Source organism: Methylobacterium indicum (assembly GCF_001043895.1).
GTDB lineage: Bacteria > Pseudomonadota > Alphaproteobacteria > Rhizobiales > Beijerinckiaceae > Methylobacterium > Methylobacterium indicum.
This window is the reverse complement of sequence record NZ_JTHF01000145.1, coordinates 1-19,695: the sequence shown is the minus strand read 5'-3', so window position 1 is coordinate 19,695 and position 19,695 is coordinate 1. Positions and strand designations below refer to the sequence as shown.

Here is a 19,695-nt window from a genome sequence, read left to right as displayed (position 1 = left end):
GGCCGGTCAGGCGATCGGGCCGGTGTGCTTCTCGAGGAGCGCCCAGGCGTCGTCGCCGAACTTGCCCTTCCACTCCTTGTAGAACCCGGCCGATTGCAGCTTGGCCTGGAACGCCTTGGTGTCGACGTCGCGGATGTCGAGGCCGCGGGCCTTCAGGTCCTGCTCCGTCGTGCCGGCGCGCTGGGCCATGTCGGCGCGCTGGGCCACCGCCTGGGCGTTAAAGTGCTTGGCCACCACGGTCTTCACGTCCTGGGGCAGGCCGCGCCAGACCTTGCCGTTCGACAGGAGCCAGAAGCCGTCCCACATGTGGTTGGTCTTCGAGAGGTACTTCTGCACCTCGTAGAGCTTGGCGTTGTCGATCAGGGTCAGCGGGTTCTCCTGCCCCTCGGCGATCCGCGTCTGCAGCGCCGAGTACACCTCGGCGAAGTTGATCGTCATCGGGGCGGCGTCGAACGCCTTGAACATCGAGGTCCACATCGGGCTCGGCGGGACCCGGATCTTGAAGCCCTTGAAGTCCTCCGGCTTCAGGATCGGCCGGCTCGACGAGGTGGTCTGCCGGAAGCCGTTCTCCCAGATCCGGTCGAAGGCGAAGAGGCCGGATTTCTCGATCTGCGCCCGGACATGGGCGCCGAAATCGCCGTCCATCGCCGGCCACAGCTTGTCGTAGGACGACCAGGCGAAGCCGACGCCGCTGATCGAGGCCGCCGGCACCAGGGTGGCGAGGATCAGGGGCGAGAGGGTGAAGAATTCCAGCGCGCCCGAGCGCAGCTGGCTCAGCATGTCGGTGTCGCCGCCGAGCTGGTTGTTGGGAAACAGCTTGATGTCGACCTTGCCGCCGGTCTCCTCGCGGATCGCGTCGGCGGCCTTGGTCATGTAGATCGTCAGCGGGTGGCTGACCGGGGTGTTGTTGGCGGCCTTGAGGCTGAACTCGGCCGCGTGCGCCTTCGTGATGCGCAGCACCGCCGGGCCCGCGACGGCGCCGGCGACGGCGAGATGCAGCGCGTGGCGGCGCGTGAGCGTGGTCATGGCGTCCTCCTGGTCGGTCCGCTTCGCCGCGGACCCTTCCGTCTCCCCGCGTCTTCGGTCGCGCGGGTCCGTCGAGGCTTAAAGCACGTTTTTCCCGGCCCGGCATCCGTCGCCCGGGTGGGCGTCGTCAGGTTTCCCCGCCCGCCGGGCCGCGCCGACCCGCCCTTTCGCGGGCACCGAAATGCTCTAAGGAAGGGCACCGCATCATGCGGGCGGCGCTTCGACCGGGCGCCGCGTTCCCGTCCGCCGCGCGGCCGGGCCCGAGGCGATCGGGCCGTCCGCCCGAAGGACCGCCGTTGTCGCCCGTATCCATGCCGCTCGTCCGCTCGATCCTGTTCACCGTCGCGTTCTACCTCGTCACCGCCGCGCTCCTGATCGGCGGGCTGCCGCTGCTCGCCACCCGGCGCAGCGTGATCTGGCTCGCCCAGACCTGGGGCCGGATCATCTTGCGGCTGCTGGACGCGATCGTCGGCCTCAAGGTCGAGTTCCGCGGTCTCGAGCACCGACCGGCCGGCGGCGTGCTGGTCGCCGCCAAGCACCAATCGGCCCTCGAGACCCTCGCCCTCGTCACCGTGCTCGACGACTTCACCTACATCCTCAAGCGCGAGCTGATGTGGCTGCCGCTGTTCGGCTGGTATCTCGCCCGCAGCGAGATGGTGGCGATCGACCGCTCGAAGGGCTCCCGGGCGCTGGCGCTGATGAACGAGGAAGCCGCTGCCGCGATGGCCGACGGCCGTCGCCTGATCATCTTTCCGGAGGGGACCCGCCGGGCGGTGGGCGCGCCGCCGGCCTACAAGTTCGGTGTCGCCCACATGTACGATCGCCTCGGCGTGCCCTGCCTGCCGGTGGCGCTCAACACCGGCGTGTTCTGGGGCCGCCGCCGCCTGACCTACCGGCCCGGCACCGCCGTCATCGAGTTCCTGCCCGTGATCCCGCCGGGCCTGCCGCGCGACACCTTCTTGACGGTGCTCCAGGAGCGGATCGAGACCGCCTCCGACGCCCTGGTGCGCGAGGCCGATCCTTCGGCCGCCGCGACGACGGGCCGTCCCGCGCAGACCTGAGGCGCCCCGTCGCCCAGCGGCGCAAGCACAGCCGTAACAGCGGCTGGTCTGCCTGCAACATGAACTCTTCGTAATGTCGCAACGGTTTTGCCCGCCCGTGCATTTCATGGTCCTCACAACAGGAGGATATGATGCGTTGGAGCATGGTTGCTGGCGCCGCGATCCTGTCTCTCGGTGCCGTCGTCGGCACGGGAACGACCGCCGAGGCGCGTGACGGCTGCGGCCCCGGGTTCCACCGGAACTGGCGCGGCTGGTGCCGCCCGAATCTCGGGCCGCGGGTCTTCTACGCCCCGGTCGTCGGCTACCGCACGGTCGTCGTCGGCCCGCGCTGGGGCTACGGCTGGCGCCGTGCCGGCTGGCACCGGCCCTGGGGTTACGGCGGGTACCGCCGGGTCGGCTGGCACCGTCCGTGGGGTTACGGCGGCGGCTGGCATCGGGTCGGCTGGGGCGGTGGCTGGGGTCATCACGGCTGGCATCACCGCTGGTGAATGAGAAGGCGGCGGCCGGGTTTTCCGGCCGTCGCCTCGCCCTGCGGCTTGAACCCCGCGCTCCGCCTCTCCAGATCTGCGGGACGCCGGTCGGCCGTGCTTGACGGCCCCCTGGAATCAGAACTAGGCTGGAACAAATGGCGAACAAACGAGCCCTGTCCTGGTCGGTGGCGATGCGGGACATCCAGAACGACCGCGCGAGGAGATCGGACGTGCGTGAGGAGCGCCTGAGAACGGCCACGAGCCTCCGGGGAACCCCGGCCCTGCCGCTGAGCGCCTGGCGCGGCCAGTCCGGCCGCCGCTACGTGGTCGGCATCCACGCCCTCGACGACGACCCGTCCGAGGTCGGCGACGCGGTGGTGATCGCGGTGCGCCGCGGCGGCGACGGAACCGCCGAGCTGGTGGCGGTGACGGCCGCGGGCGAGACCCCGCGCGAGCGTCTCGGCCGCGGCTGGCTCACGCGGGCCCGCGCCCGCGGCGCCACCGAGATGCACGTCCACCGCCTGGCCGAGGACGCCGCGGCGCGCCGCGCCGTGGTGGCGGATCTCGGCGGCGTGGTGGCCTGAAGGCGGTTCGGTGCAACCGGCCCGGCATACCAACGGCGAAAGATGCTGACGCATCGATTCGATCCCGGGCAGGCCCGGGATCGACGGGGCCGTTGAACCATCTCGAATTTTCGACACCAAGCCGGAGGCTCGGCGAACATTCGAGAACGGAACCAAAGGTCGTCTTCGACGACCGTTGGTATCAGTAGATCGGTCCGGACGACCAGGTCGGGCTCGAGAGCGGCAGCGGCTCCGGCAGGGCCCGGGGTTCGACGGCGAGCGCCGGACGCGGCGCGTGCGGCGGGGGAGGGGCGTAGGCCTGGACCGGAGCCGGATGCGGGTTCGGGGCGCGGGCGAGCTTCGATCCGGTCTCCCGGGCGCTCGTCGGCGACAGGCCGTAGGGATCGTCCTGCTCGACGTCGATCGGCGCCGGCTCGGGGGCGGGCTGCCAGGTCGGCTTCTTGCGGATCGGCGAGAGCGGGGTCCCGGGCGGCGGCAGCTGCGACTCGTACTTGATCAGCGGCTTGCAGATGCGCCGCAGGCCCCGGGGATCGTGGCGGGCGAGATCCAGGTGCAGGTGGTCGTAGTGGTAGATGTTCGATCCCGGCGCCAGCACCGTGGTGAAGTGGTTGCACGCCCCGAGGAAGACCTCGCGCAAGAAGCCCTGCTCGGCCTCCGTGCCGCGCCAGCCGCCCTTCACCGTCACCACGTAGCCGTCGGCGAAGCGGAAGGACATCACGTCGACGGCATTGCCGAACGAGTGTTCCGAGAGTTTCGCGCCGACCTGGTTGTTGCGGCCGCGGCAGGAATAGGAGCCGGAATTCATCTCGACCACCGGCTGGCCGAAATAGATCTGGGCGGCCGGCTGCACCGTGCCGGCGAGCCAGGCCTCCACCTCCGGGATGATCGGACAGGCCAGCGTCATGCGCTGCTTGAGCGCGACGGTGCCGCCCGCGAGCCGGGTCACCCGGAACGGGTGGACCATGCCGCAGACGCCCGGCCCGTCGATCTCCTTGACCGGCTGGATGTCCTCGCTCGGACGAACGAGTTTCTGGGCGAGGCAGACCTCTTCGGCCTGATTCCGCCAGGGTTCGCGCTGCTCAAACCGGTTGAGCGCGCATCCGGTAAGCCCCAGGCCGAAGAGCGTGAAGGCTGAGAACGCTACGATGCCACGACGCATGATGCGTAACATGCGCCCGATGCCGTAAACGGCCCGTCAACTCTCGCCGTCAGCCCTTGGCCCGGGATGGGGCGGTCCGCTCACGCGAACCGCATTCCCGGGTATGACGGTCCGCTCATGCGAACCGTTTGGCCCCGGCCACGCACAGGACCACCAGTCCCGTCACGGCGACCATCGCCGGGGCGACCGGCTCGGCGAGGAGCAGGCCCGCCAGCGCCAAGCCAAGGAAGGGCTGGAGCAGCTGCAACTGGCCCACCCCGGCGATGCCGCCGCGCGCCAGGCCGCGGTACCAGAACACGAAGCCGACCAGCATGCTGAACACCGAGACGTAGCCGAGCCCGATCCAGGCCGGCGCGCCGATCCCGGCGAGGCCCGTCGGCCGGGTCGCGAGCGCCAGGGGCGCCATCACCGGGAGGGCGAGCACCAGGGCCCAGGAGATGACCTGCCAGCCGCCGAGCCGGCGGGACAGGGCGGCGCCCTCGGCATAGCCGAGCCCGCAGAGCAGGATCGCGGCGAGCATCAGGAGATCCCCGGCGAGCGACGCCGCGCCGCCCTGGAGGAGCGCGAACCCCGCCACCGCACCGCTGCCGAGGAGCGAGAACAGCCAGAAGGCCGGCCGCGGCCGCTCCCCCCCGCGCAGGACCCCGAACAGGGCGGTGGCGAGCGGCAGGAGGCCGATAAAGACGATCGAATGCGCCGAGGTGACGTGCTGGAGCGCCAGCGCCGTGAGGAGCGGGAAGCCCAGCACCACGCCGACCGCCACGATGGCGAGCGAGGGCAGGTCGCCGCGCGCCGGCCGGGCCTGCCGCAGGCCCCATAACAGGGCCGCTCCGAGGACAGCGGCGATCACCGCGCGGGCCGAGGTGAGGAACAGCGGCGAGAACCCACCCACCGCCACCCGCGTCGCCGGCAGCGAGCCGCTGAAGATCGCCACCCCGAGGAGCCCGCTGCCCCACCCGTCCGCGTGTCGTTGCATGATCCGGTATCCGTTCCGCCGATGCGCAGAGCCGAAACAGCGCTCTTCGGAAAATAGGAAGAAGCGCGGGAAATCCCCTCTCCCCGTGGGCGGGGAGAGGGCCGAACCCTCGTTCAGAGGGTTCGGCAAGCCCGTAGGGCGAGGGTGAGGGGGTGGTTCCGAACGAGACTCTTCCGGAACCCACCCCCTCACCCTCGCTCCGGCTTTGCCTCCGCTTGCCGACTACACGACAAGGTGTAGTCGGCCCTCTCCCCGCCCGCGGGGAGAGGAGGGAACCCGCGCCATGTCTTGTGTCGGTTAGCCCCGAGCCTCCCCCAGCGGAAGTATCAGGCCGTTCCCACGCACCAGCCACACGACAGAAACACCGACCCCGGCAGATGAGCAGGACGCAGATCCTGCCGGGCCCCACTCACCCGCAGCCCCGCGCGACCAAGATGCGGGGATTTGGGAGGAACCATGAAGTCGTTCGTCGCCCTCATCGGCGGAGCCCTGATGGCTGCCGCGCTGCTCGCAACCCCGGCTGCCGCCCAGCAGAAGGGCAAGGTCGGGGTGTCGATGCCGACGAAGTCCTCGGCGCGCTGGATCGCCGACGGCCAGGGCATGGTCCAGGCGCTCAAGGCCAAGGGCTACACCGCCGACCTGCAATACGCCGAGGACGACATCCCCAACCAGCTGTCGCAGATCGAGAACATGATCGCGACGGGCGCCAAGGTGCTGGTGATCGCGGCGATCGACGGCACCACCCTGTCGGACGTGCTGCAGCAGGCGAGCGACCGCGGCATCAAGGTCATCGCCTACGACCGCCTGATCCGCGGCTCGAAGAACGTCGATTACTATGCCACCTTCGACAACTTCCAGGTCGGCGTGCTGCAGGGCAGCTACATCGTCGACAAGCTCGGCCTCAAGGACGGCAAGGGGCCGTTCACGGTCGAGCTGTTCGGCGGCTCGCCCGACGACAACAACGCCTACTTCTTCTACGACGGCGCGATGTCGGTGCTGAAGCCCTACATCGATTCGGGCAAGCTGAGCGTGCCGAGCAAGCAGCTCGGGATGGACAAGGTCTCGACCCTGCGCTGGGACGGCGCGGCGGCCCAGGCCCGCATGGACAACCTGCTCTCCGCCTTCTACGGCAACAAGCGCCTCGATGCGGTGCTGTCGCCCTATGACGGCATCTCGATCGGCATCATCTCGTCGCTCAAGGGCGTCGGCTACGGCTCGTCCGACCAGCCGATGCCGGTGATCACCGGCCAGGACGCCGAGATCCCCTCGGTCAAGGCGATCATCCGCGGCGACCAGAGCATGACGGTGTTCAAGGACACCCGCGAGCTCGCCAAGGTCACGACCGACATGGTCGACGCGATCTCGACCGGCGGCCAGATCCCGGTCAACGACACCAAGACCTACAACAACGGCGTCAAGGTGGTGCCGTCCTACCTGCTGAAGCCGGTCACGGTCGACAAGTCGAACTGGGAGAAGGTCCTGGTCGACAGCGGCTATTACAAGGCGTCGCAGGTCAAGTGATGGCGGCGTCCCCGGCCCTCGCGGTGGCGCCCGGCGCATCTCCGATCCTGGAGATGCGCGGCATCACCAAGGCGTTCCCGGGCGTGAAGGCGCTCGACGACGTCACCCTCGCCGTCCGCGCCGGCGAGATCCACGCCGTCTGCGGCGAGAACGGGGCCGGGAAGTCGACCCTGATGAAGGTGCTGAGCGGGGTCTACCCCGCCGGCTCCTATGACGGCCGCATCCTGTTCGACGGTGAGGAGCGGCGCTTCTCGGGCATTCCCGACAGCGAGGCGCTCGGCATCATCATCATCCACCAGGAGCTCGCCCTGGTGCCGCTCCTGTCGATCGCGGAAAACATCTTTCTCGGCAACGAGGCGGCGTCGCGCTTCGGGGTGATCGACTGGCCGCTCGCCATGGCGCGCACCCGCGAGCTGCTGGCCCGGGTCGGCCTCGACGAGGCGCCCGAGACGCTGGTGACCGATCTGGGCGTCGGCAAGCAGCAGCTCGTCGAGATCGCCAAGGCACTCTCCAAGAAGGTGCGGCTCCTCATCCTCGACGAGCCGACCGCCTCCCTCAACGAGAGCGACAGCGCGGCGCTCCTGACCCTGCTCGAAGCCTTCCGCCGGCAGGGCATCACCTCGATCCTGATCTCGCACAAGCTCAACGAGATCGCCCGGGTCGCCGACAGCGTCACGATCCTGCGCGACGGCGCCAGCGTCGAGACGCTGCCGCGCGAGGCGATGCTGGGGCCGGACGGGCGGCTGAACGAGGACCGGATCATCAAGGGCATGGTCGGGCGCGACCTCGCCCACCGCTATCCGCCGCGGGAGGGCGTGACGATCGGCGAGCCGCTGCTCGAGGTGAAGGGCTGGAGCGTGCGCCATCCGCTCCATCCGGACCGGCTGGCGGTGGAAGACGTGAGCCTCACGATCCGCCGCGGCGAGGTCGTCGGCATGGCCGGTTTGCTCGGGGCCGGGCGGACCGAGTTCGCCATGAGCCTGTTCGGCGGCGCCTACGGCCGGCGCGTCGCCGGCGAAGCGCGGTTGCGCGGCGAGCCCGCCGATCTCCGCAGCGTCGAGACGGCGATCCGGGCCGGCCTCGCCTACGCCACCGAGGACCGCAAGGGCTACGGCCTGGTGCTGCACGAGGACATCCGCACCAACGTGTCGCTGGCCAACCTCGCGGGCGTCGCGGCACGCGGCGTCATCGACGAGGACCGCGAGCGGGCGGTGGCGGAACGCTACCGCGAGCGCCTGCGCATCCGCTCGTCGGGCATCGACCAGGCCACGGTGAATTTGTCGGGCGGCAACCAGCAGAAGGTCGTCTTGAGCAAGTGGCTCTTCGCCGACCCGGACGTGCTGATCCTCGACGAGCCGACCCGCGGCATCGATGTCGGCGCCAAATACGAGATCTACGCGATCATCAACGACCTCGCCGCCCAGGGGAAAGGCGTGCTGATCATCTCGTCGGAGATGCCGGAACTGCTCGGCCTATGCGACCGCATCCTCGTCATGAATCGCGGCCGCATCGTCGGCGAACTCCCCGCCGCGGAGGCCTCGCAGGAGGCGATCATGCGGGCCATCGTCACCTCGGGAGGCTGAAGACCAACGATGAGCGACACCGCCACTCCCCTCGAGGCGCCGCGCCCGCCGACCCTGGCCGGCCTCAACGCCAAGGCCTTCTCCGGCTCGCTGCGCGACTACGGCATGATCCTGTGCCTCGTCGGCATCGTGCTCTTCTTCCAGTTCTTCACCGACGGGGCGCTGCTGCGCCCGCTCAACCTCACCAACCTGGTGCTGCAGAACAGCTACATCGTGGTGATGGCGCTGGGCATGCTGCTGGTCATCGTGGCAGGCCACATCGACCTGTCGGTCGGCTCGACCGCCGGCTTCATCGGGGCGCTCGCCGCGGTGCTGATGGTCCAGATGGGCCTGCATCCGCTCCTCGCCACGCTCCTCTGCCTCGTCGCCGGCGGGCTGATCGGCGCCGCGCAGGGGTGGTGGGTGGCTTACCTGCGCATCCCGTCCTTCATCGTGACGCTCGCCGGCATGCTGGTGTTCAAGGGCCTGACCCTGGCGCTGCTCGCCGGCCAGTCGGTCGGGCCGTTCCCGCCGGACTTCCAGAAGCTCAGCTCCGGCTTCATCCCGGACATCGTCACCGGCGGCTCGCTGCGGATCACCTCGGTGCTGGTCGGCGTCGCGCTGGCCCTCATCCTCGTCGGCTCGAACCTGCGCCGGCGCATCGGCCAGCAGCGCCAGGGCTTCGCGCCCGAGCCGATCGGCGCCTTCGCGCTCAAGAACGGGCTCGTCGCCGCGGTGATCGTCGCCTTCAGCACCTGGCTCGCCACCTATCGCGGCCTGCCGAACGTGCTGATCGTGATGTTCGCCCTCATCCTGCTCTACCGCTTCGTCACCAGCCGCACGGTGATCGGGCGGCGGATCTACGCGCTCGGCGGCAACGAGAAGGCGGCCAAGCTCTCGGGCATCAACACCGAGCGGCTGACCTTCCTGACCTTCGTCAACATGGGGGTGCTGGCCGCGCTCGCCGGCCTGATCTTCGCCGCCCGCCTCAACACCGCGACCCCGAAGGCGGGCCTCGGCTTCGAGCTCGACGTCATCGCCGCCTGCTTCATCGGCGGCGCCTCGGCCTCCGGCGGCGTCGGCAAGGTCACCGGCGCGGTGGTCGGCGCGCTGATCATGGGCGTCATGAACAACGGCATGTCGATCCTCGGCATCGGCATCGACTACCAGCAGGTCATCAAGGGGCTGGTGCTGCTGGGGGCGGTGAGCATCGACCAGTATTATCGCAAGCGATAAGATCGGCGGGGCTCTGCGCTGGGCCCGCGTCATGCGCCGGTGATCGTATGCTCGAACTCGACGTCGAGACCGTTCGTCGGCCCGATGCGTGAGCATCTCGGGCCGATGATATCACACGGGTGAGCTGATCTCGTCGGAAGGCGAGGGCCGTACCATCTCCCCGCCTCCTGGCATCGATAAACGTCGACGCCGAGGCATCCGGCGCATCGGCACCGGCGCCCGTTCGGGCTTGACCCCCGAACGGGTGCGCTCGACGGCGCGGCGGGCTCACTTGTCGGTGCAGAGCCCCGCGGCCGAGAGCCGGCGATGGTTGCGCGGATCGCAATCGGTGGCCAGGAACGAGGCCCATTCGGCCTTGGTACCGTAGAACGCGTTGCGGTCGACGTCGCCGCGCACGCCCGGCACCCGGCCGGTCGAGGTGAACTGCCACAGCATCCAGTCGCGGTTGACGTAGCGCTGCTCGGGCTCGGCCGCGGTGGAGCGGACCCAGTGCGGGTAGTCCGGCAGCTCTCCCTCCAGCACGTCCTTGTGGAAGGTGATGTCGGTGTAGATGATCGGCCGCTTGCCGGTATAGGCTTCCATCTCCCGCAGCATGTACTCGGTCATCGCGAGCGCCTGGGCCTTCGGCAGCTTCTTCGGGCAGAGCTGGGAATGCCCGTTCCACTCGACGTCGAGAACCGGGGGAAGGGCGGTCGGGTCGTTGGGGACGTTGCGCTTGAACCAGTCCATCTGGTCCTTCGCCGAGCGGCACCAGAACACGAAATGGTAGGCGCCCCGCGGCACGCCGGCCCGGCCGGCGCCATCCCAGTTCTCGCGGAAGCGGTCGTCGACGTGGTCGCCGCCCTCGGTCGCCTTGATGTAGGCGAACTGGGTGCCGGCGCCCTTCACCGAGGTCCAGTCGATCGGCCCCTGCCACTTCGAGACATCGATGCCCTGGATCGGGTGCAGCTTCGCCTTGGCGACGCCCGGATGGGGCTTGGCGTCGCCCTTGGTCGGGTAGAAATCGGCCCCGCCGCCGGCGCAGGCCGCCAGCGTCGCGAGGCTCGCGGCCGCCAGCGCGCGCCGGCCCCACAGGACGCTGCGCGACAGGACGGAGGACCACGGGGCGGAGGGGATCGTCGACTCCATCGGCATCGGGGCGCGGCCTGACTTGACGCGGAACACTATGGCTATTCGATGCGGTGGGGCCGGTTAATGGAAGCTTGACGGGATCTGAACGGAATTTTGAAAAGCGTGATGCGAAAGCCACGTAGGCGGGGGCCGCGGCTCGCCGCGGTGATCCCCGCCGGGCATAAGCCCCGACGAGGACTGGCATTTGCCGAGGCGCCGCATGGATAAGGTTCTATTTACCATCGGGTACGAAGGCGCCGATACCGAGCGTTTCGCCGCGGCCCTGCGCGACGCGGGCGTCGCGACCCTGGCCGACGTGCGCGCGGTGGCGGCCTCGCGCAAGCGCGGCTTCTCGAAGAGCGCGCTCGCAGCCGGCCTCTCCGAGGCCGGCATCGGCTACCGGCATCTGCGCGGCCTCGGCACGCCCAAGGCCGGCCGCGAGGCGGCCCGGGCCGACGATGCCGCGCTGATGCGCCGGATCTACTGCGAGGAGGTGCTGGAGACCGGGGCCGGGCAGACCGCCCTCGACGAGCTGGCGGCCTTGGCCGGGGTCGGGCCGACCTGCCTGCTCTGCTTCGAGCGCGACCCCGAGCGCTGCCACCGGCGGATCCTGAGCGATCGGCTGGCGGGGAGGGGGTTCGCGGTCGTCGATCTGTTCGCGTGAGGCGACCGGAGCCGGTCAGCCCTCGCCCACCCGCCGCAGCGGCGCCTCGCGGGGAAGCGGCAGCCCGATGCGACGGCGCCGCTGGATCGTGGCGCCCTCGGCATGGGCGGCCTCGATGTTGCCGTAGAACTGGTCGGCGCTGGCCTCCCAGGTGTAGCGCAGGGCTTCCGCCCGGCAGGCCTCGCGCGGGATCGCCAAAGCCGCCCGGGCCGCCGCGCCGAGATCGTGGTCCAGGACCCCGACGCTCGTGCCGCCGATCACGTCGAGGGGGCCGGTGACCGGATAGGCGGCGACGGGCAGGCCGCTCGCCAGCGCCTCCAGCAGCACGATGCCGAAAGTGTCGGTCAGGCTCGGGAAGACGAAGACGTCGCTCGCCGCATAGACCTGGGCCAGGGCCTCGCCGGTGAGCGTGCCGAGGAAGCGGGCCTCGGGAGCGAGGCCGGCGAGCCGCGCCCGGTCGGGCCCGTCGCCGACGACGAGCTTGGTGCCGGGCAGATCGAGGCGCAGGAACGCCTCGACGTTCTTCTCGACCGCGAGGCGCCCGACGAACAGGAAGAACGGGCGGGGGAGACCGGCGAGCGCGTCCGGGACCGCCGCGCCGTCGCGGGGGCGAAAGAGCTCGGTGTCGACGCCGCGGGTCCAGCGCATCAGGCGGCTGAAGCCGCGCCCCGCGAGATCGCGCTCGAGCGAGGGCGTGCTCACCATCGTGCCGCTCGACGCGCCGTGGAAGCGGCGCAGCCACGCGTAGCTCCAGCGTTCCGGCACCGGCAGGCGGGCGGCGAGGTATTCGGGGAAGCGGGTGTGGTAGCTCGTGGTGAAGGGCCGCCCCTGGGCCAGGCAGACCCGGCGGGTCGCGAGCCCGATCGGCCCCTCGGTGGCGATGTGGACGTGAGTCGGTGCGAGGGCCGGGAAGCGGGCGGCGACGCCCCGGGCGGTGACGAGCGAGAGCCGGATCTCGGAGTAGCCCGGCAGCGGCACGCTGGCGAAGTCGAGGGGCGTCAGCATCACCGGGTCGTGGCCGCGGCGGCGGCCGGCCGCGACCATGTGCTCGAGGGAGCGGACGACGCCGTTGACCTGGGGGTGCCAGGCGTCGGTCGCGACGAGGAGCCTCACGCGACGGCCCGGGTGCCGATGGACGGGTGCTCCGGCAGGGTGCGGGCGGCAGGTGCCAGGTCCTCGACCGGGACGACCGGGCGGCTGCGGGAGGTCAGCGGCACCGGCGCCTCGGCGCTGGCCCGCTTCCACTCGGCGAAGCGGATCACCTCCATGGTGCCGTCGTAATGTTCGACGACCGCCGTGCAGGATTCCACCCAGTCGCCGGTGTTGAGGTAGTGCATGTCGCCGACCATGCGGCTCGCCGCATGGTGGATGTGGCCGCAGATCACCCCGTTCGCGTCGGCCCGGCGGGCCTCGGCGATCAAGAACTCCTCGAACCGGCCGATGAAGTTGACGGCGTTCTTCACCTTCAGCTTGGCCCAGGCCGAGAGCGACCAATAGGTCAGGCCGAGGCGCCGTCGTACCCAGTTGAGGTGGGTGTTGACGAAGAGCGCCGCCGTGTAGGCGCCGTCGCCCAGCAGGGCCAGCCAGCGGGCGTGGCGCACCACGAGGTCGAACTGGTCGCCGTGGATCACGAGGTAGCGCTTGCCGTCCGCCGCCTCGTGCAGCACCTGATCCTGGATCTCGATGCCGCCGAAATGCATGTCGAGGAAGTCGCGCAGGAACTCGTCGTGGTTGCCCGGCACGTAGACGAGCCGGGACCCTTTCCGCACCTTCCGCAACAGCTTCTGCACCACGTCGTTGTGCGATTGCGGCCAGTACCAGCCGGAGCGCAGCTTCCACCCATCGACGATGTCGCCGACGAGGTAGATCTCGTCGGCATCCACTTCCCGCAGGAAGTCGAGCAGAAGTTCGGCCTGACATCCCTTCGTTCCGAGGTGGAGGTCAGAGAGGAACAGGGTTCGCACGCGAAGCGCGTCGGCGTCCTCGGCCACGTGCACTCTCCTTGGCGGCATCTCGCGCCAGCCAAACCCCATTCGCGTATCACTTTGATGACGCGCGGGCGGATCGCCGAACCTTGGCCGGGGATGCAGGCGCAGATTCGTTTGCGGAGATTTAAAGACGACCATGCGGATCGCGCAGATCAGCCGCTCGGGGAGGCCTCTACCTCGGCCGTGCCGATTCGTGGTTCTGACAGGACGCCCCGCCGCGGCTCTCGCGGCCGCGCCTCTCCCCCCGCGACCTCAGAAAAGCGCCCCGCCCATGGCAGCCCCCCTCGTCGTCCCCGGCCAGTCGGTCACCGGAGCTGGCGCGTCGGCACGCGGGGCCGCCCGGCCCTATCTCGGCATCGGCCTGAAGGTCCTCTCGGCGCTGGCCTTCACGCTGATGTCGGCGGGCGTGAAGACCCTGGCCGACCGGTTCCCGACCGGCGAGATCGTGTTCTTCCGCTCCTTCATCGCCATCGCGCCGCTGCTGGTCTGGCTGCGCTGGCAGGGCGGCGTGATCGAGGCGGTGCGCACGCAGAACCTCAAGGGGCACATGCTGCGCAGCATCATCGGCGCCTGCGGCATGTTCGCGGGCTTCGCCGGACTGTCCTTCCTGCCGCTCTCCGACGCGGTGGCGATCGGCTACGCCTCGCCGCTCCTCGTCGTGGTGCTCGCGGCCATCGTGCTGCGCGAGCGGGTCCAGGCCTATCGCTGGGCCGGCGTCAGCGTCGGCTTCCTCGGCGTCCTGATCACGCTCGCGCCGCATCTCGAATTCGGCGGCGCGGGCGGCGGCGGCACGACGGGCGCGCTGTTCGCCATCCTGGCGGCGGCCTGCTCCGCGGCGGCCACGATCCAGGTGCGCAAGCTCACCGGCACCGAGCGTACCGGGGCCATCGTGCTCTACTTCTTCCTGTTCACCTCGCTGCTGGGTCTCTCCACCCTCGTCCTCGGCTGGAAGATGCCGGGCTGGACCGATCTCGCGCTGTTCGTCGTCGTCGGCGTGCTCGGCGGCATCGGCCAGATCCTGCTCACCGAGAGCTACCGGCACGGCGACGCCTCGCTGGTCGCGCCCTTCGAGTACACCACGATGCTGTGGTCGGTGCTGATCGGCTGGTTCGTGTTCGGCCAGCTCCCCACCGCCTCGATCGCGCTCGGCGGCGGCATCGTGGCGGCGGCCGGCGTGTTCGTGGTCTGGCGCGAGCGGCGCCTGGTGGTCGAGCGGGCGCGCGAGGCCGCGGCGGGCGGGGCCCGAGCGGGGTAGAATCCCCCTCGACGGCGGGGGCGACGGCTTCGCGCATCTTTGGCGGCCGTTGACGCCCGCGCTCGGCCGCCCTTACTCCGGGGGACGATCGTCAGGCCCCCGGGCCCAGCAGGGAATGCCCGTCATGTCCGCACGCCGCCTCACGCCCCGCGCGGGAGCCCGCCCGTGAGCGCCGGCCCGGCGACACGTCCGGCCGACACCGTGCCGGTGGACCTGCGGCTCTACGGCCTCCTCGATGTCGGGGTCTGCGGCAGCGACGCCGAGCACCTCGCCCGGATGGCGGCCGAGGCGGCCGCCGGGGGCTGCACGCTGCTGCAATACCGCGAAAAGACCATCGCCAATGCCCGCGAGACGGTGGAGCGGCTGCGTCGGATCCATGCGGCGCTCGAGGGCACCGGCGTGCCGCTCCTCGTCAACGACCGGGTCGACCTCGCGCTCGCCGCAGGCGCCGAGGGCGTGCATCTCGGCCAGGAGGACATGCATCCGGCCGACGCCAAGCGGCTCCTGCCGCGCGGCGCGATCGTCGGGCTCACCGTCAAGAACGCCGCCCAGGCGGACGAGCTCTACCGGCTGCCGGTCGATTACGCCTGCATCGGCGGCGTCTTCGCCACCACCAGCAAGACCAACCCGGATCCTCCGGTCGGGCTCGACGGGCTCAACCGCATCGTCTTCCGGGCACGCCTCGCCCGCGGCGGCAACCTGCCGGTGGGCGCCATCGCGGGAATCGACCGCGGCAACGCCGCCGCGACGATCGGGGCGGGGGCGGACGGGATCGCGCTGATCTCGGCTTTGTTCGGCACCGGCCAGGACGTCGAGGCGCGGGCCCGCGACCTGCGCGGCGTCATCGATGCGGCGCTGGCCGCGAGGGGCTCCGCATGATCGAGACCTGCATGATCGAGACTTGCACGGTCGGGGACCGGACATGATCGCCGTCACGATCGCGGGCTCGGATTCCGGCGGCGGCGCCGGCATCCAGGCCGACCTCAAGACCTTCTCGGCGCTCGGCGTCTACGGCGCCAGCGTGATCACCGCGCTCACCGCCCAGAACACCCGCGGCGTCCAGGCGATCCACGATGTCGAGCCCGAATTCGTGGCGCGCCAGATCGAGAGCGTCTTCACCGATCTCGACGTCAAGGCGCTGAAGATCGGCATGCTCTCGCGCAGCCCGACCATCGCCGCGGTGGCCGAGGGGCTGGCCCGCCACGCCGCCGGCCTGCCCGTGGTGCTCGACCCCGTGATGGTGGCGACGAGCGGCGACCGGCTGCTCGCCGACGACGCCGTCGCGGCGTTGCGGGCCAAGCTCGTGCCCCACGCCGCGGTGCTGACCCCGAACCTGCCGGAAGCCGCCGTGCTCCTGGGGGAGGGGATCGCGGTCTCGGAGGCCGCGATGCTCGACCAGGGGCGGCGCCTCCTGGCGCTCGGGCCCCGGGCGGTGCTGATGAAGGGCGGCCACGGCACCGGCGCCGAGAGCGTCGACCTGCTGGTCGGCCCGGGCGAGGCGGTACTGCGCCTCGCCGGCCCCCGGATCGAGACCCGCAACACCCACGGGACCGGCTGCACCCTGTCGGCGGCGCTCGCCGCCGGGCTCGCCCGCGGCCTGCCCCTGCCGGAGGCCGCCGACGCCGCCAAGGCCTACCTGAGTGCCGCGCTCGCGGCCTCCGGGCAGCTGCGGGTCGGCCACGGCAACGGCCCCGTCCATCATTTCCATGCGTGGTGGAACTGAGGCCCGACCACCAAGAAACGCCCCGCGCGGCCCGATGAACCCTTGCGCGCTCCCGGCGATTGCGTTTGATGGAGCGTACGGGCGTTCGGTATGCGGAACGACCGGCGGTGATCCAGCGGGGTTCGAGGGCGGGCGATGGGCGTCGAGCGGGGGCGGGAGCGCACCAGGGACCTTGTGAGCGGGGCGCAGGTCTTGTCGGGACAGCTCGGCAAGACCATCCAGCGCCTGCGCAAGGCCTACAACCTGTCGCTGTCGGAACTGGCCGAGCAGTCCGGCGTCGCCAAGTCGATCATCAGCCAGATCGAGCGCAACGAGACCAACCCGACGCTGGCGACGATCTGGCGCCTGAGCCAGGCCCTCGACGTCTCGATCGAGCGGGTGCTCGCCACCGGCGACGAGGAACCCTTCATCGAGAAGTCGTCCAGGGCCGACACGCCGATCCTCGTCTCCGACGACGGCCGGATGCGGCTCGCGATCGTCGGCTGGATCAAGACCGTCGAATGGCTGCAATGGTACGACCTCTCGGCCGATCCGGGCGGCGTGCTCGATTCGGACGCCCACCAGCGCGGCTCGGTCGAGTCCCTGTCGGTGACCGAGGGCGAGTTCGAGGTCGACGTGGCCGGCGCGGTGCAGCGGGCCCGGGCCGGCGAGACCCTGCGCTACCGCTGCGACCGGCCCCACACCGTGCGCTGCGTCAGCGAGACGACCGGGCGCGCCATGATGGTGGTCATCATGAAGGCGGCCGTGATGGAGTAGCGGCTCAGGCCGCCCGTCCCAGGGTGAAATCGACGTGAACGGCGTCGAATGGAACGCAGATCCCGCCGCCCGGCATGCGGTCGACGAGCCCGGCCTTCACCAGCGCCGCGACGTCCGCCTCGACCTCGTCGATGGTTCGATCGGACAACCCGGCGAGGTCCGGTAGCCTGAGAGGCCCTGCACCGACGAGATGCTGGACGAGGGTCCAGCGCTGGGGGGTCAGGATCGTCCAGAGGAGTTCGACCGAGGGGAAGGAGATGTAGGCACCCTGCGGCTCGCCACGAAACGCCGCCTCGAGCCTCGCCCGTGTCTCCGCGATTCCCGATACCCCGATGGTTACGGTCGTCATTCGGGCTTCCTCCAGGCGGCCACGTCCAGCCAAAACGCAGCAAGCAGTTCGTCGATACTGGTGAATGCGACCGGCTGCTCGTCCGCACCAACGTGCCTGTGGTCGCCCCTCCCGGCCTCGTTATCATAGCGAAGCACGCATCGCTCTTCCACGACCAGGGCGAGCCGATACTTGAAGCTGTGCACGCTGCCCGAAATTGGATGCGGAACGCGCCATACGACGAGTTCGGCGAATGTGTCCGATGCCAGAACCAATCGCTCTCGGAGGAGCAGAGCCGCCTTCATGACGGCGAGATTGCCGCAACGGCATCAGTGGAGCAACCAAAGGCGCGGACTTGCCGTCGCCCTCAGCCCCCGGCGTTGATCCACCGGACCATGTCGGCGAGCACCTGCGACAAGGCCCGGTCGAGACCGTTGGCCGCCACCGCCGCGTTGACCTCCGCGACCGGGACGCGGGCCTGGAAGACCTTGGCCGCCACGACCGTGCCGCTGCTCTCCTGGAGCAGCTTGGCCGAAAGGTCGACCACCGCCTCGCGGCGTCCGGCATCGATGTCGAACGCGCGCAACTCGGTGATCAGGACCGTGTCGGCCGCGACCTTGTCGCCGGGGCGGCTGACGGATTTCAGCCGGTTGGCGTTCTCGAGGCTCTGGATGACCCGGGTCTGGACCAGGCGCGGCAGCCGGTCGGCCCACTGGCCGCCGCCGAGATAGGACACGGCGCCGCCCGGCTCGCGCACGATGATGCGGTCGGCCTCGAAGGGCTGGAGCCCGACCGGCTCGGCCACCACGATCGAGCGGCGGGCCGCGCCGCTGCGGGCCGCGCCCGGAAGGGCGGTGAGATCGAAGGTCGTCGGCACCGCGCCGCTGCCGCAGGCGCCGACGGCGAGCGCCAGGAGGGCGGCGAGGACCGGGCCGGACCGGCGGGCGCCCAGGGCGCGGACCGTGGTGATCACCGAAGGGCTCATGGGGGACGACGAACCGAGGGCGGACGGGGCCGGAACCGGCCCGGAAGCTTGACCGAACATGCTCCGACAACGCGCGGGCGCGCGCGTGGGTGCAATCCCGGCGGTGCTGCACGGCGACATGATCAGCGACCGTTGTATTCCGGCAACGTCGGCTTGCCGCCGAAGATCACCTGGGACGGGTCGCGCTCGATCTTGCGCACGGCGCTGTTGAGGGTGTTGAGGGTGCGCTGGCCGTCGGTCGAGAGGGTCTGCACCTCGCGCCGCCCGGCGCCGCTGAGTCGGCTGACGCTCTGGGTCAGGGTGGCGGTGCGCTTGTCGAGGTTCTCCGACATGGTGCGGAAGGCACGGCCGGCATCGCGGATCGAGATCGCGGCCTCGCGCACCTCGGCGAAGGTGCTCTTGCCGGCGTCGCCGGAGGCGGAGCCGAGGAAGCCCTCGGCGCCCTTCAGCACCGCGTCGAGCCGGTCGGCGGAGGCGTTGAGCTTGCCGGCAAGCGAGCGGGCATCGTGCACGCCGGCCTGCACGTCCGGCGAGGCGGCGGCCAAAGCGGTCGAGAACCGGTCGACGTTGTCGATCAGGCTCGCGAGCTTGCGCCCGTCCACCGCCTTGGTCAGGGCGTCGAGGGCCGGCGCGCTGTCGCCCAGCGTCTTCGAGAATCGCTCGACATTGGCCAGCGTGCGGTTGATCGCACCCTCGTTGCCCGCGACCACCCGGTCGAGGCGCTGGAGCATGTCGTCGGCGCGCTGCGCGATGGTGCGGGCCGCCGCCATCAGGTCCTGGATGTCCGAGGCGTCGGCGTAGATCGTCGGGACCGGATCGTCCTTGGTCGGGGCGAGCTGCGGCGCGTCGGCGCTGCCGCCGACGAGGGCGATCGACGCGACGCCGGTCAGCATCGTCATGTCGAGGCGCGCGCGCGTGTCGACGCGCAGGGGCGTGCCGCGATTGACCTCGACGATCGCCGTCACCCGGCGCGGGTCCTGCGGCAAGAGCCGCACGTCCGTCGCCTCGCCGACCCGGATGCCGTTGAAGGTGACCACCGCCCCCTTGGCGAGCCCTCCGACGCCGCCCGAGAATACGATGCGCACCGGCATCCGGGCCTGGTTCGACGAGGAGCCGCGCAGCCAGAACGCGAAGGCGAAGCCGAGGGCGATCACCGCCAGCGTGAAGGCGCCGATCAGGACGTTGTTGGCGCGGGTTTCCATGCCTTAACGGTTTCCATGCGCGTGCGGGGCGGGGAGGCGGGGCGGCAGGGGAGAGCCGGATCGGGATCTCGCGGCACGGGCCATTCCGC

General features: G+C 70.5%; 21 protein-coding genes. 11 read left to right on the top strand and 10 right to left on the bottom strand.

Going from position 1 to position 19,695, the window contains the following annotated elements; all coding sequences use genetic code 11:
• Positions 1 to 6: 6 nt before the first annotated feature.
• Positions 7 to 1,026, bottom strand: a complete 1,020-nt coding sequence (locus tag QR78_RS17900) for a TRAP transporter substrate-binding protein (protein ID WP_048428914.1) — start codon at positions 1,024 to 1,026, stop codon at positions 7 to 9.
• Between the two features lie 311 nt (positions 1,027 to 1,337).
• Between QR78_RS17900 and QR78_RS17895 the strand changes: the two genes are divergently transcribed.
• The 3 genes from QR78_RS17895 to QR78_RS17885 all read left to right on the top strand — a co-directional run bounded on the left by QR78_RS17895 (position 1,338) and on the right by QR78_RS17885 (position 3,141).
• On the top strand, positions 1,338 to 2,087 hold the full coding sequence (locus QR78_RS17895; protein WP_048428913.1) for a lysophospholipid acyltransferase family protein: 750 nt from the start codon (positions 1,338 to 1,340) through the stop codon (positions 2,085 to 2,087).
• A gap of 131 nt (positions 2,088 to 2,218) precedes the next feature.
• The gene (locus QR78_RS17890) at positions 2,219 to 2,575 is read left to right on the top strand and encodes a GCG_CRPN prefix-to-repeats domain-containing protein (RefSeq protein WP_053220973.1); all 357 of its coding nucleotides are present in this window, start codon (positions 2,219 to 2,221) and stop codon (positions 2,573 to 2,575) included.
• Between the two features lie 137 nt (positions 2,576 to 2,712).
• Complete coding sequence (locus tag QR78_RS17885; RefSeq protein ID WP_048428911.1) at positions 2,713 to 3,141, top strand: hypothetical protein; 429 nt, start codon at positions 2,713 to 2,715, stop codon at positions 3,139 to 3,141.
• Positions 3,142 to 3,322: 181 nt separating this feature from the next.
• On the opposite strand, the gene QR78_RS17880 is transcribed toward QR78_RS17885, so the two are convergent.
• Positions 3,323 to 4,300 (bottom strand): extensin-like domain-containing protein, encoded by a 978-nt coding sequence (locus tag QR78_RS17880; protein WP_048428935.1) that lies wholly within the window; start codon positions 4,298 to 4,300, stop codon positions 3,323 to 3,325.
• 115 nt (positions 4,301 to 4,415) lie between these two features.
• A complete protein-coding gene (locus tag QR78_RS17875; protein WP_082171784.1) occupies positions 4,416 to 5,276 on the bottom strand; it encodes a DMT family transporter in 861 nt (286 codons plus the stop codon).
• Between the two features lie 456 nt (positions 5,277 to 5,732).
• On the opposite strand from QR78_RS17875, the gene chvE reads away from it, so the two are divergent.
• From chvE to mmsB, 3 genes are read left to right on the top strand one after another with little or no spacing between them, the layout of a single operon-like run.
• On the top strand, positions 5,733 to 6,797 hold the full coding sequence (chvE, locus tag QR78_RS17870) for a multiple monosaccharide ABC transporter substrate-binding protein (protein WP_048428909.1): 1,065 nt from the start codon (positions 5,733 to 5,735) through the stop codon (positions 6,795 to 6,797).
• Complete coding sequence (gene mmsA, locus QR78_RS17865) at positions 6,797 to 8,380, top strand: multiple monosaccharide ABC transporter ATP-binding protein (RefSeq protein WP_048428908.1); 1,584 nt, start codon at positions 6,797 to 6,799, stop codon at positions 8,378 to 8,380. The genes chvE and mmsA overlap by 1 nt, the downstream gene beginning before the upstream one ends.
• Positions 8,381 to 8,434: 54 nt before the next feature.
• A complete protein-coding gene (gene mmsB / locus QR78_RS17860) occupies positions 8,435 to 9,595 on the top strand; it encodes a multiple monosaccharide ABC transporter permease (protein ID WP_425284149.1) in 1,161 nt (386 codons plus the stop codon).
• 267 nt (positions 9,596 to 9,862) lie between these two features.
• Here mmsB and QR78_RS17855 read toward each other — a convergent pair whose 3' ends face one another.
• Entirely contained in the window at positions 9,863 to 10,723 is an 861-nt protein-coding gene (locus QR78_RS17855; protein WP_089504159.1) for a glycoside hydrolase family 25 protein, read from the bottom strand.
• Between the two features lie 202 nt (positions 10,724 to 10,925).
• Between QR78_RS17855 and QR78_RS17850 the strand changes: the two genes are divergently transcribed.
• Complete coding sequence (locus QR78_RS17850) at positions 10,926 to 11,369, top strand: DUF488 domain-containing protein (RefSeq protein ID WP_048428906.1); 444 nt, start codon at positions 10,926 to 10,928, stop codon at positions 11,367 to 11,369.
• A 15-nt stretch (positions 11,370 to 11,384) separates the two neighbouring features.
• On the opposite strand, the gene QR78_RS17845 is transcribed toward QR78_RS17850, so the two are convergent.
• A complete protein-coding gene (locus tag QR78_RS17845; protein ID WP_048428905.1) occupies positions 11,385 to 12,482 on the bottom strand; it encodes a glycosyltransferase family 4 protein in 1,098 nt (365 codons plus the stop codon).
• Positions 12,479 to 13,381 carry a UDP-2,3-diacylglucosamine diphosphatase gene (locus tag QR78_RS17840; RefSeq protein WP_420865473.1) on the bottom strand — a complete coding sequence of 301 codons (903 nt, stop codon included), beginning with the start codon at positions 13,379 to 13,381 and terminating at the stop codon, positions 12,479 to 12,481. Before QR78_RS17840 ends, QR78_RS17845 begins: the two co-directional genes overlap by 4 nt.
• A gap of 247 nt (positions 13,382 to 13,628) precedes the next feature.
• Between QR78_RS17840 and QR78_RS17835 the strand changes: the two genes are divergently transcribed.
• The 4 genes from QR78_RS17835 to QR78_RS17820 all read left to right on the top strand — a co-directional run bounded on the left by QR78_RS17835 (position 13,629) and on the right by QR78_RS17820 (position 17,091).
• Positions 13,629 to 14,612 carry a DMT family transporter gene (locus QR78_RS17835; RefSeq protein WP_048428903.1) on the top strand — a complete coding sequence of 328 codons (984 nt, stop codon included), beginning with the start codon at positions 13,629 to 13,631 and terminating at the stop codon, positions 14,610 to 14,612.
• Between the two features lie 165 nt (positions 14,613 to 14,777).
• Positions 14,778 to 15,491, top strand: a complete 714-nt coding sequence (gene thiE, locus QR78_RS17830) for a thiamine phosphate synthase (RefSeq protein ID WP_048428902.1) — start codon at positions 14,778 to 14,780, stop codon at positions 15,489 to 15,491.
• A gap of 43 nt (positions 15,492 to 15,534) precedes the next feature.
• A complete protein-coding gene (gene thiD, locus QR78_RS17825) occupies positions 15,535 to 16,335 on the top strand; it encodes a bifunctional hydroxymethylpyrimidine kinase/phosphomethylpyrimidine kinase (RefSeq protein ID WP_048428901.1) in 801 nt (266 codons plus the stop codon).
• A gap of 135 nt (positions 16,336 to 16,470) precedes the next feature.
• Positions 16,471 to 17,091 (top strand): helix-turn-helix domain-containing protein, encoded by a 621-nt coding sequence (locus tag QR78_RS17820; RefSeq protein WP_048428900.1) that lies wholly within the window; start codon positions 16,471 to 16,473, stop codon positions 17,089 to 17,091.
• A gap of 4 nt (positions 17,092 to 17,095) precedes the next feature.
• Here QR78_RS17820 and QR78_RS17815 read toward each other — a convergent pair whose 3' ends face one another.
• From QR78_RS17815 to QR78_RS17800, 4 genes are all read right to left on the bottom strand, one after another.
• Positions 17,096 to 17,440, bottom strand: coding sequence for an HVO_A0114 family putative DNA-binding protein (locus QR78_RS17815; RefSeq protein ID WP_048428899.1), 345 nt, complete (start codon positions 17,438 to 17,440; stop codon positions 17,096 to 17,098).
• Entirely contained in the window at positions 17,437 to 17,724 is a 288-nt protein-coding gene (locus QR78_RS17810; RefSeq protein WP_048428898.1) for a toxin-antitoxin system TumE family protein, read from the bottom strand. The genes QR78_RS17815 and QR78_RS17810 overlap by 4 nt, the downstream gene beginning before the upstream one ends.
• Positions 17,725 to 17,786: 62 nt before the next feature.
• Entirely contained in the window at positions 17,787 to 18,404 is a 618-nt protein-coding gene (locus QR78_RS17805) for an ABC-type transport auxiliary lipoprotein family protein (protein WP_048428897.1), read from the bottom strand.
• Positions 18,405 to 18,526: 122 nt separating this feature from the next.
• Entirely contained in the window at positions 18,527 to 19,606 is a 1,080-nt protein-coding gene (locus QR78_RS17800; RefSeq protein WP_048428896.1) for an MlaD family protein, read from the bottom strand.
• Positions 19,607 to 19,695 lie beyond the last annotated feature (89 nt).

Bases quoted from the DNA above. Each gene is read 5' to 3' on its own strand.
- QR78_RS17850 (WP_048428906.1), top strand. From the start codon at position 10,926: ATGGATAAGGTTCTATTTACCATCGGGTACGAAGGCGCCGATACCGAG.
- QR78_RS17810 (WP_048428898.1), bottom strand. From the start codon at position 17,724: ATGAAGGCGGCTCTGCTCCTCCGAGAGCGATTGGTTCTGGCATCGGAC.
- QR78_RS17800 (WP_048428896.1), bottom strand. From the start codon at position 19,606: ATGGAAACCCGCGCCAACAACGTCCTGATCGGCGCCTTCACGCTGGCG.
- QR78_RS17875 (WP_082171784.1), bottom strand. From the start codon at position 5,276: ATGCAACGACACGCGGACGGGTGGGGCAGCGGGCTCCTCGGGGTGGCG.
- QR78_RS17835 (WP_048428903.1), top strand. From the start codon at position 13,629: ATGGCAGCCCCCCTCGTCGTCCCCGGCCAGTCGGTCACCGGAGCTGGC.
- QR78_RS17890 (WP_053220973.1), top strand. From the start codon at position 2,219: ATGCGTTGGAGCATGGTTGCTGGCGCCGCGATCCTGTCTCTCGGTGCC.
- mmsA (WP_048428908.1), top strand. From the start codon at position 6,797: ATGGCGGCGTCCCCGGCCCTCGCGGTGGCGCCCGGCGCATCTCCGATC.
- QR78_RS17820 (WP_048428900.1), top strand. From the start codon at position 16,471: ATGGGCGTCGAGCGGGGGCGGGAGCGCACCAGGGACCTTGTGAGCGGG.
- QR78_RS17885 (WP_048428911.1), top strand. From the start codon at position 2,713: ATGGCGAACAAACGAGCCCTGTCCTGGTCGGTGGCGATGCGGGACATC.
- QR78_RS17880 (WP_048428935.1), bottom strand. From the start codon at position 4,300: ATGCGTCGTGGCATCGTAGCGTTCTCAGCCTTCACGCTCTTCGGCCTG.
- QR78_RS17815 (WP_048428899.1), bottom strand. From the start codon at position 17,440: ATGACGACCGTAACCATCGGGGTATCGGGAATCGCGGAGACACGGGCG.
- thiD (WP_048428901.1), top strand. From the start codon at position 15,535: ATGATCGCCGTCACGATCGCGGGCTCGGATTCCGGCGGCGGCGCCGGC.
- chvE (WP_048428909.1), top strand. From the start codon at position 5,733: ATGAAGTCGTTCGTCGCCCTCATCGGCGGAGCCCTGATGGCTGCCGCG.
- QR78_RS17895 (WP_048428913.1), top strand. From the start codon at position 1,338: ATGCCGCTCGTCCGCTCGATCCTGTTCACCGTCGCGTTCTACCTCGTC.
- QR78_RS17840 (WP_420865473.1), bottom strand. From the start codon at position 13,381: ATGCCGCCAAGGAGAGTGCACGTGGCCGAGGACGCCGACGCGCTTCGC.
- QR78_RS17855 (WP_089504159.1), bottom strand. From the start codon at position 10,723: ATGGAGTCGACGATCCCCTCCGCCCCGTGGTCCTCCGTCCTGTCGCGC.
- QR78_RS17900 (WP_048428914.1), bottom strand. From the start codon at position 1,026: ATGACCACGCTCACGCGCCGCCACGCGCTGCATCTCGCCGTCGCCGGC.
- QR78_RS17805 (WP_048428897.1), bottom strand. From the start codon at position 18,404: ATGAGCCCTTCGGTGATCACCACGGTCCGCGCCCTGGGCGCCCGCCGG.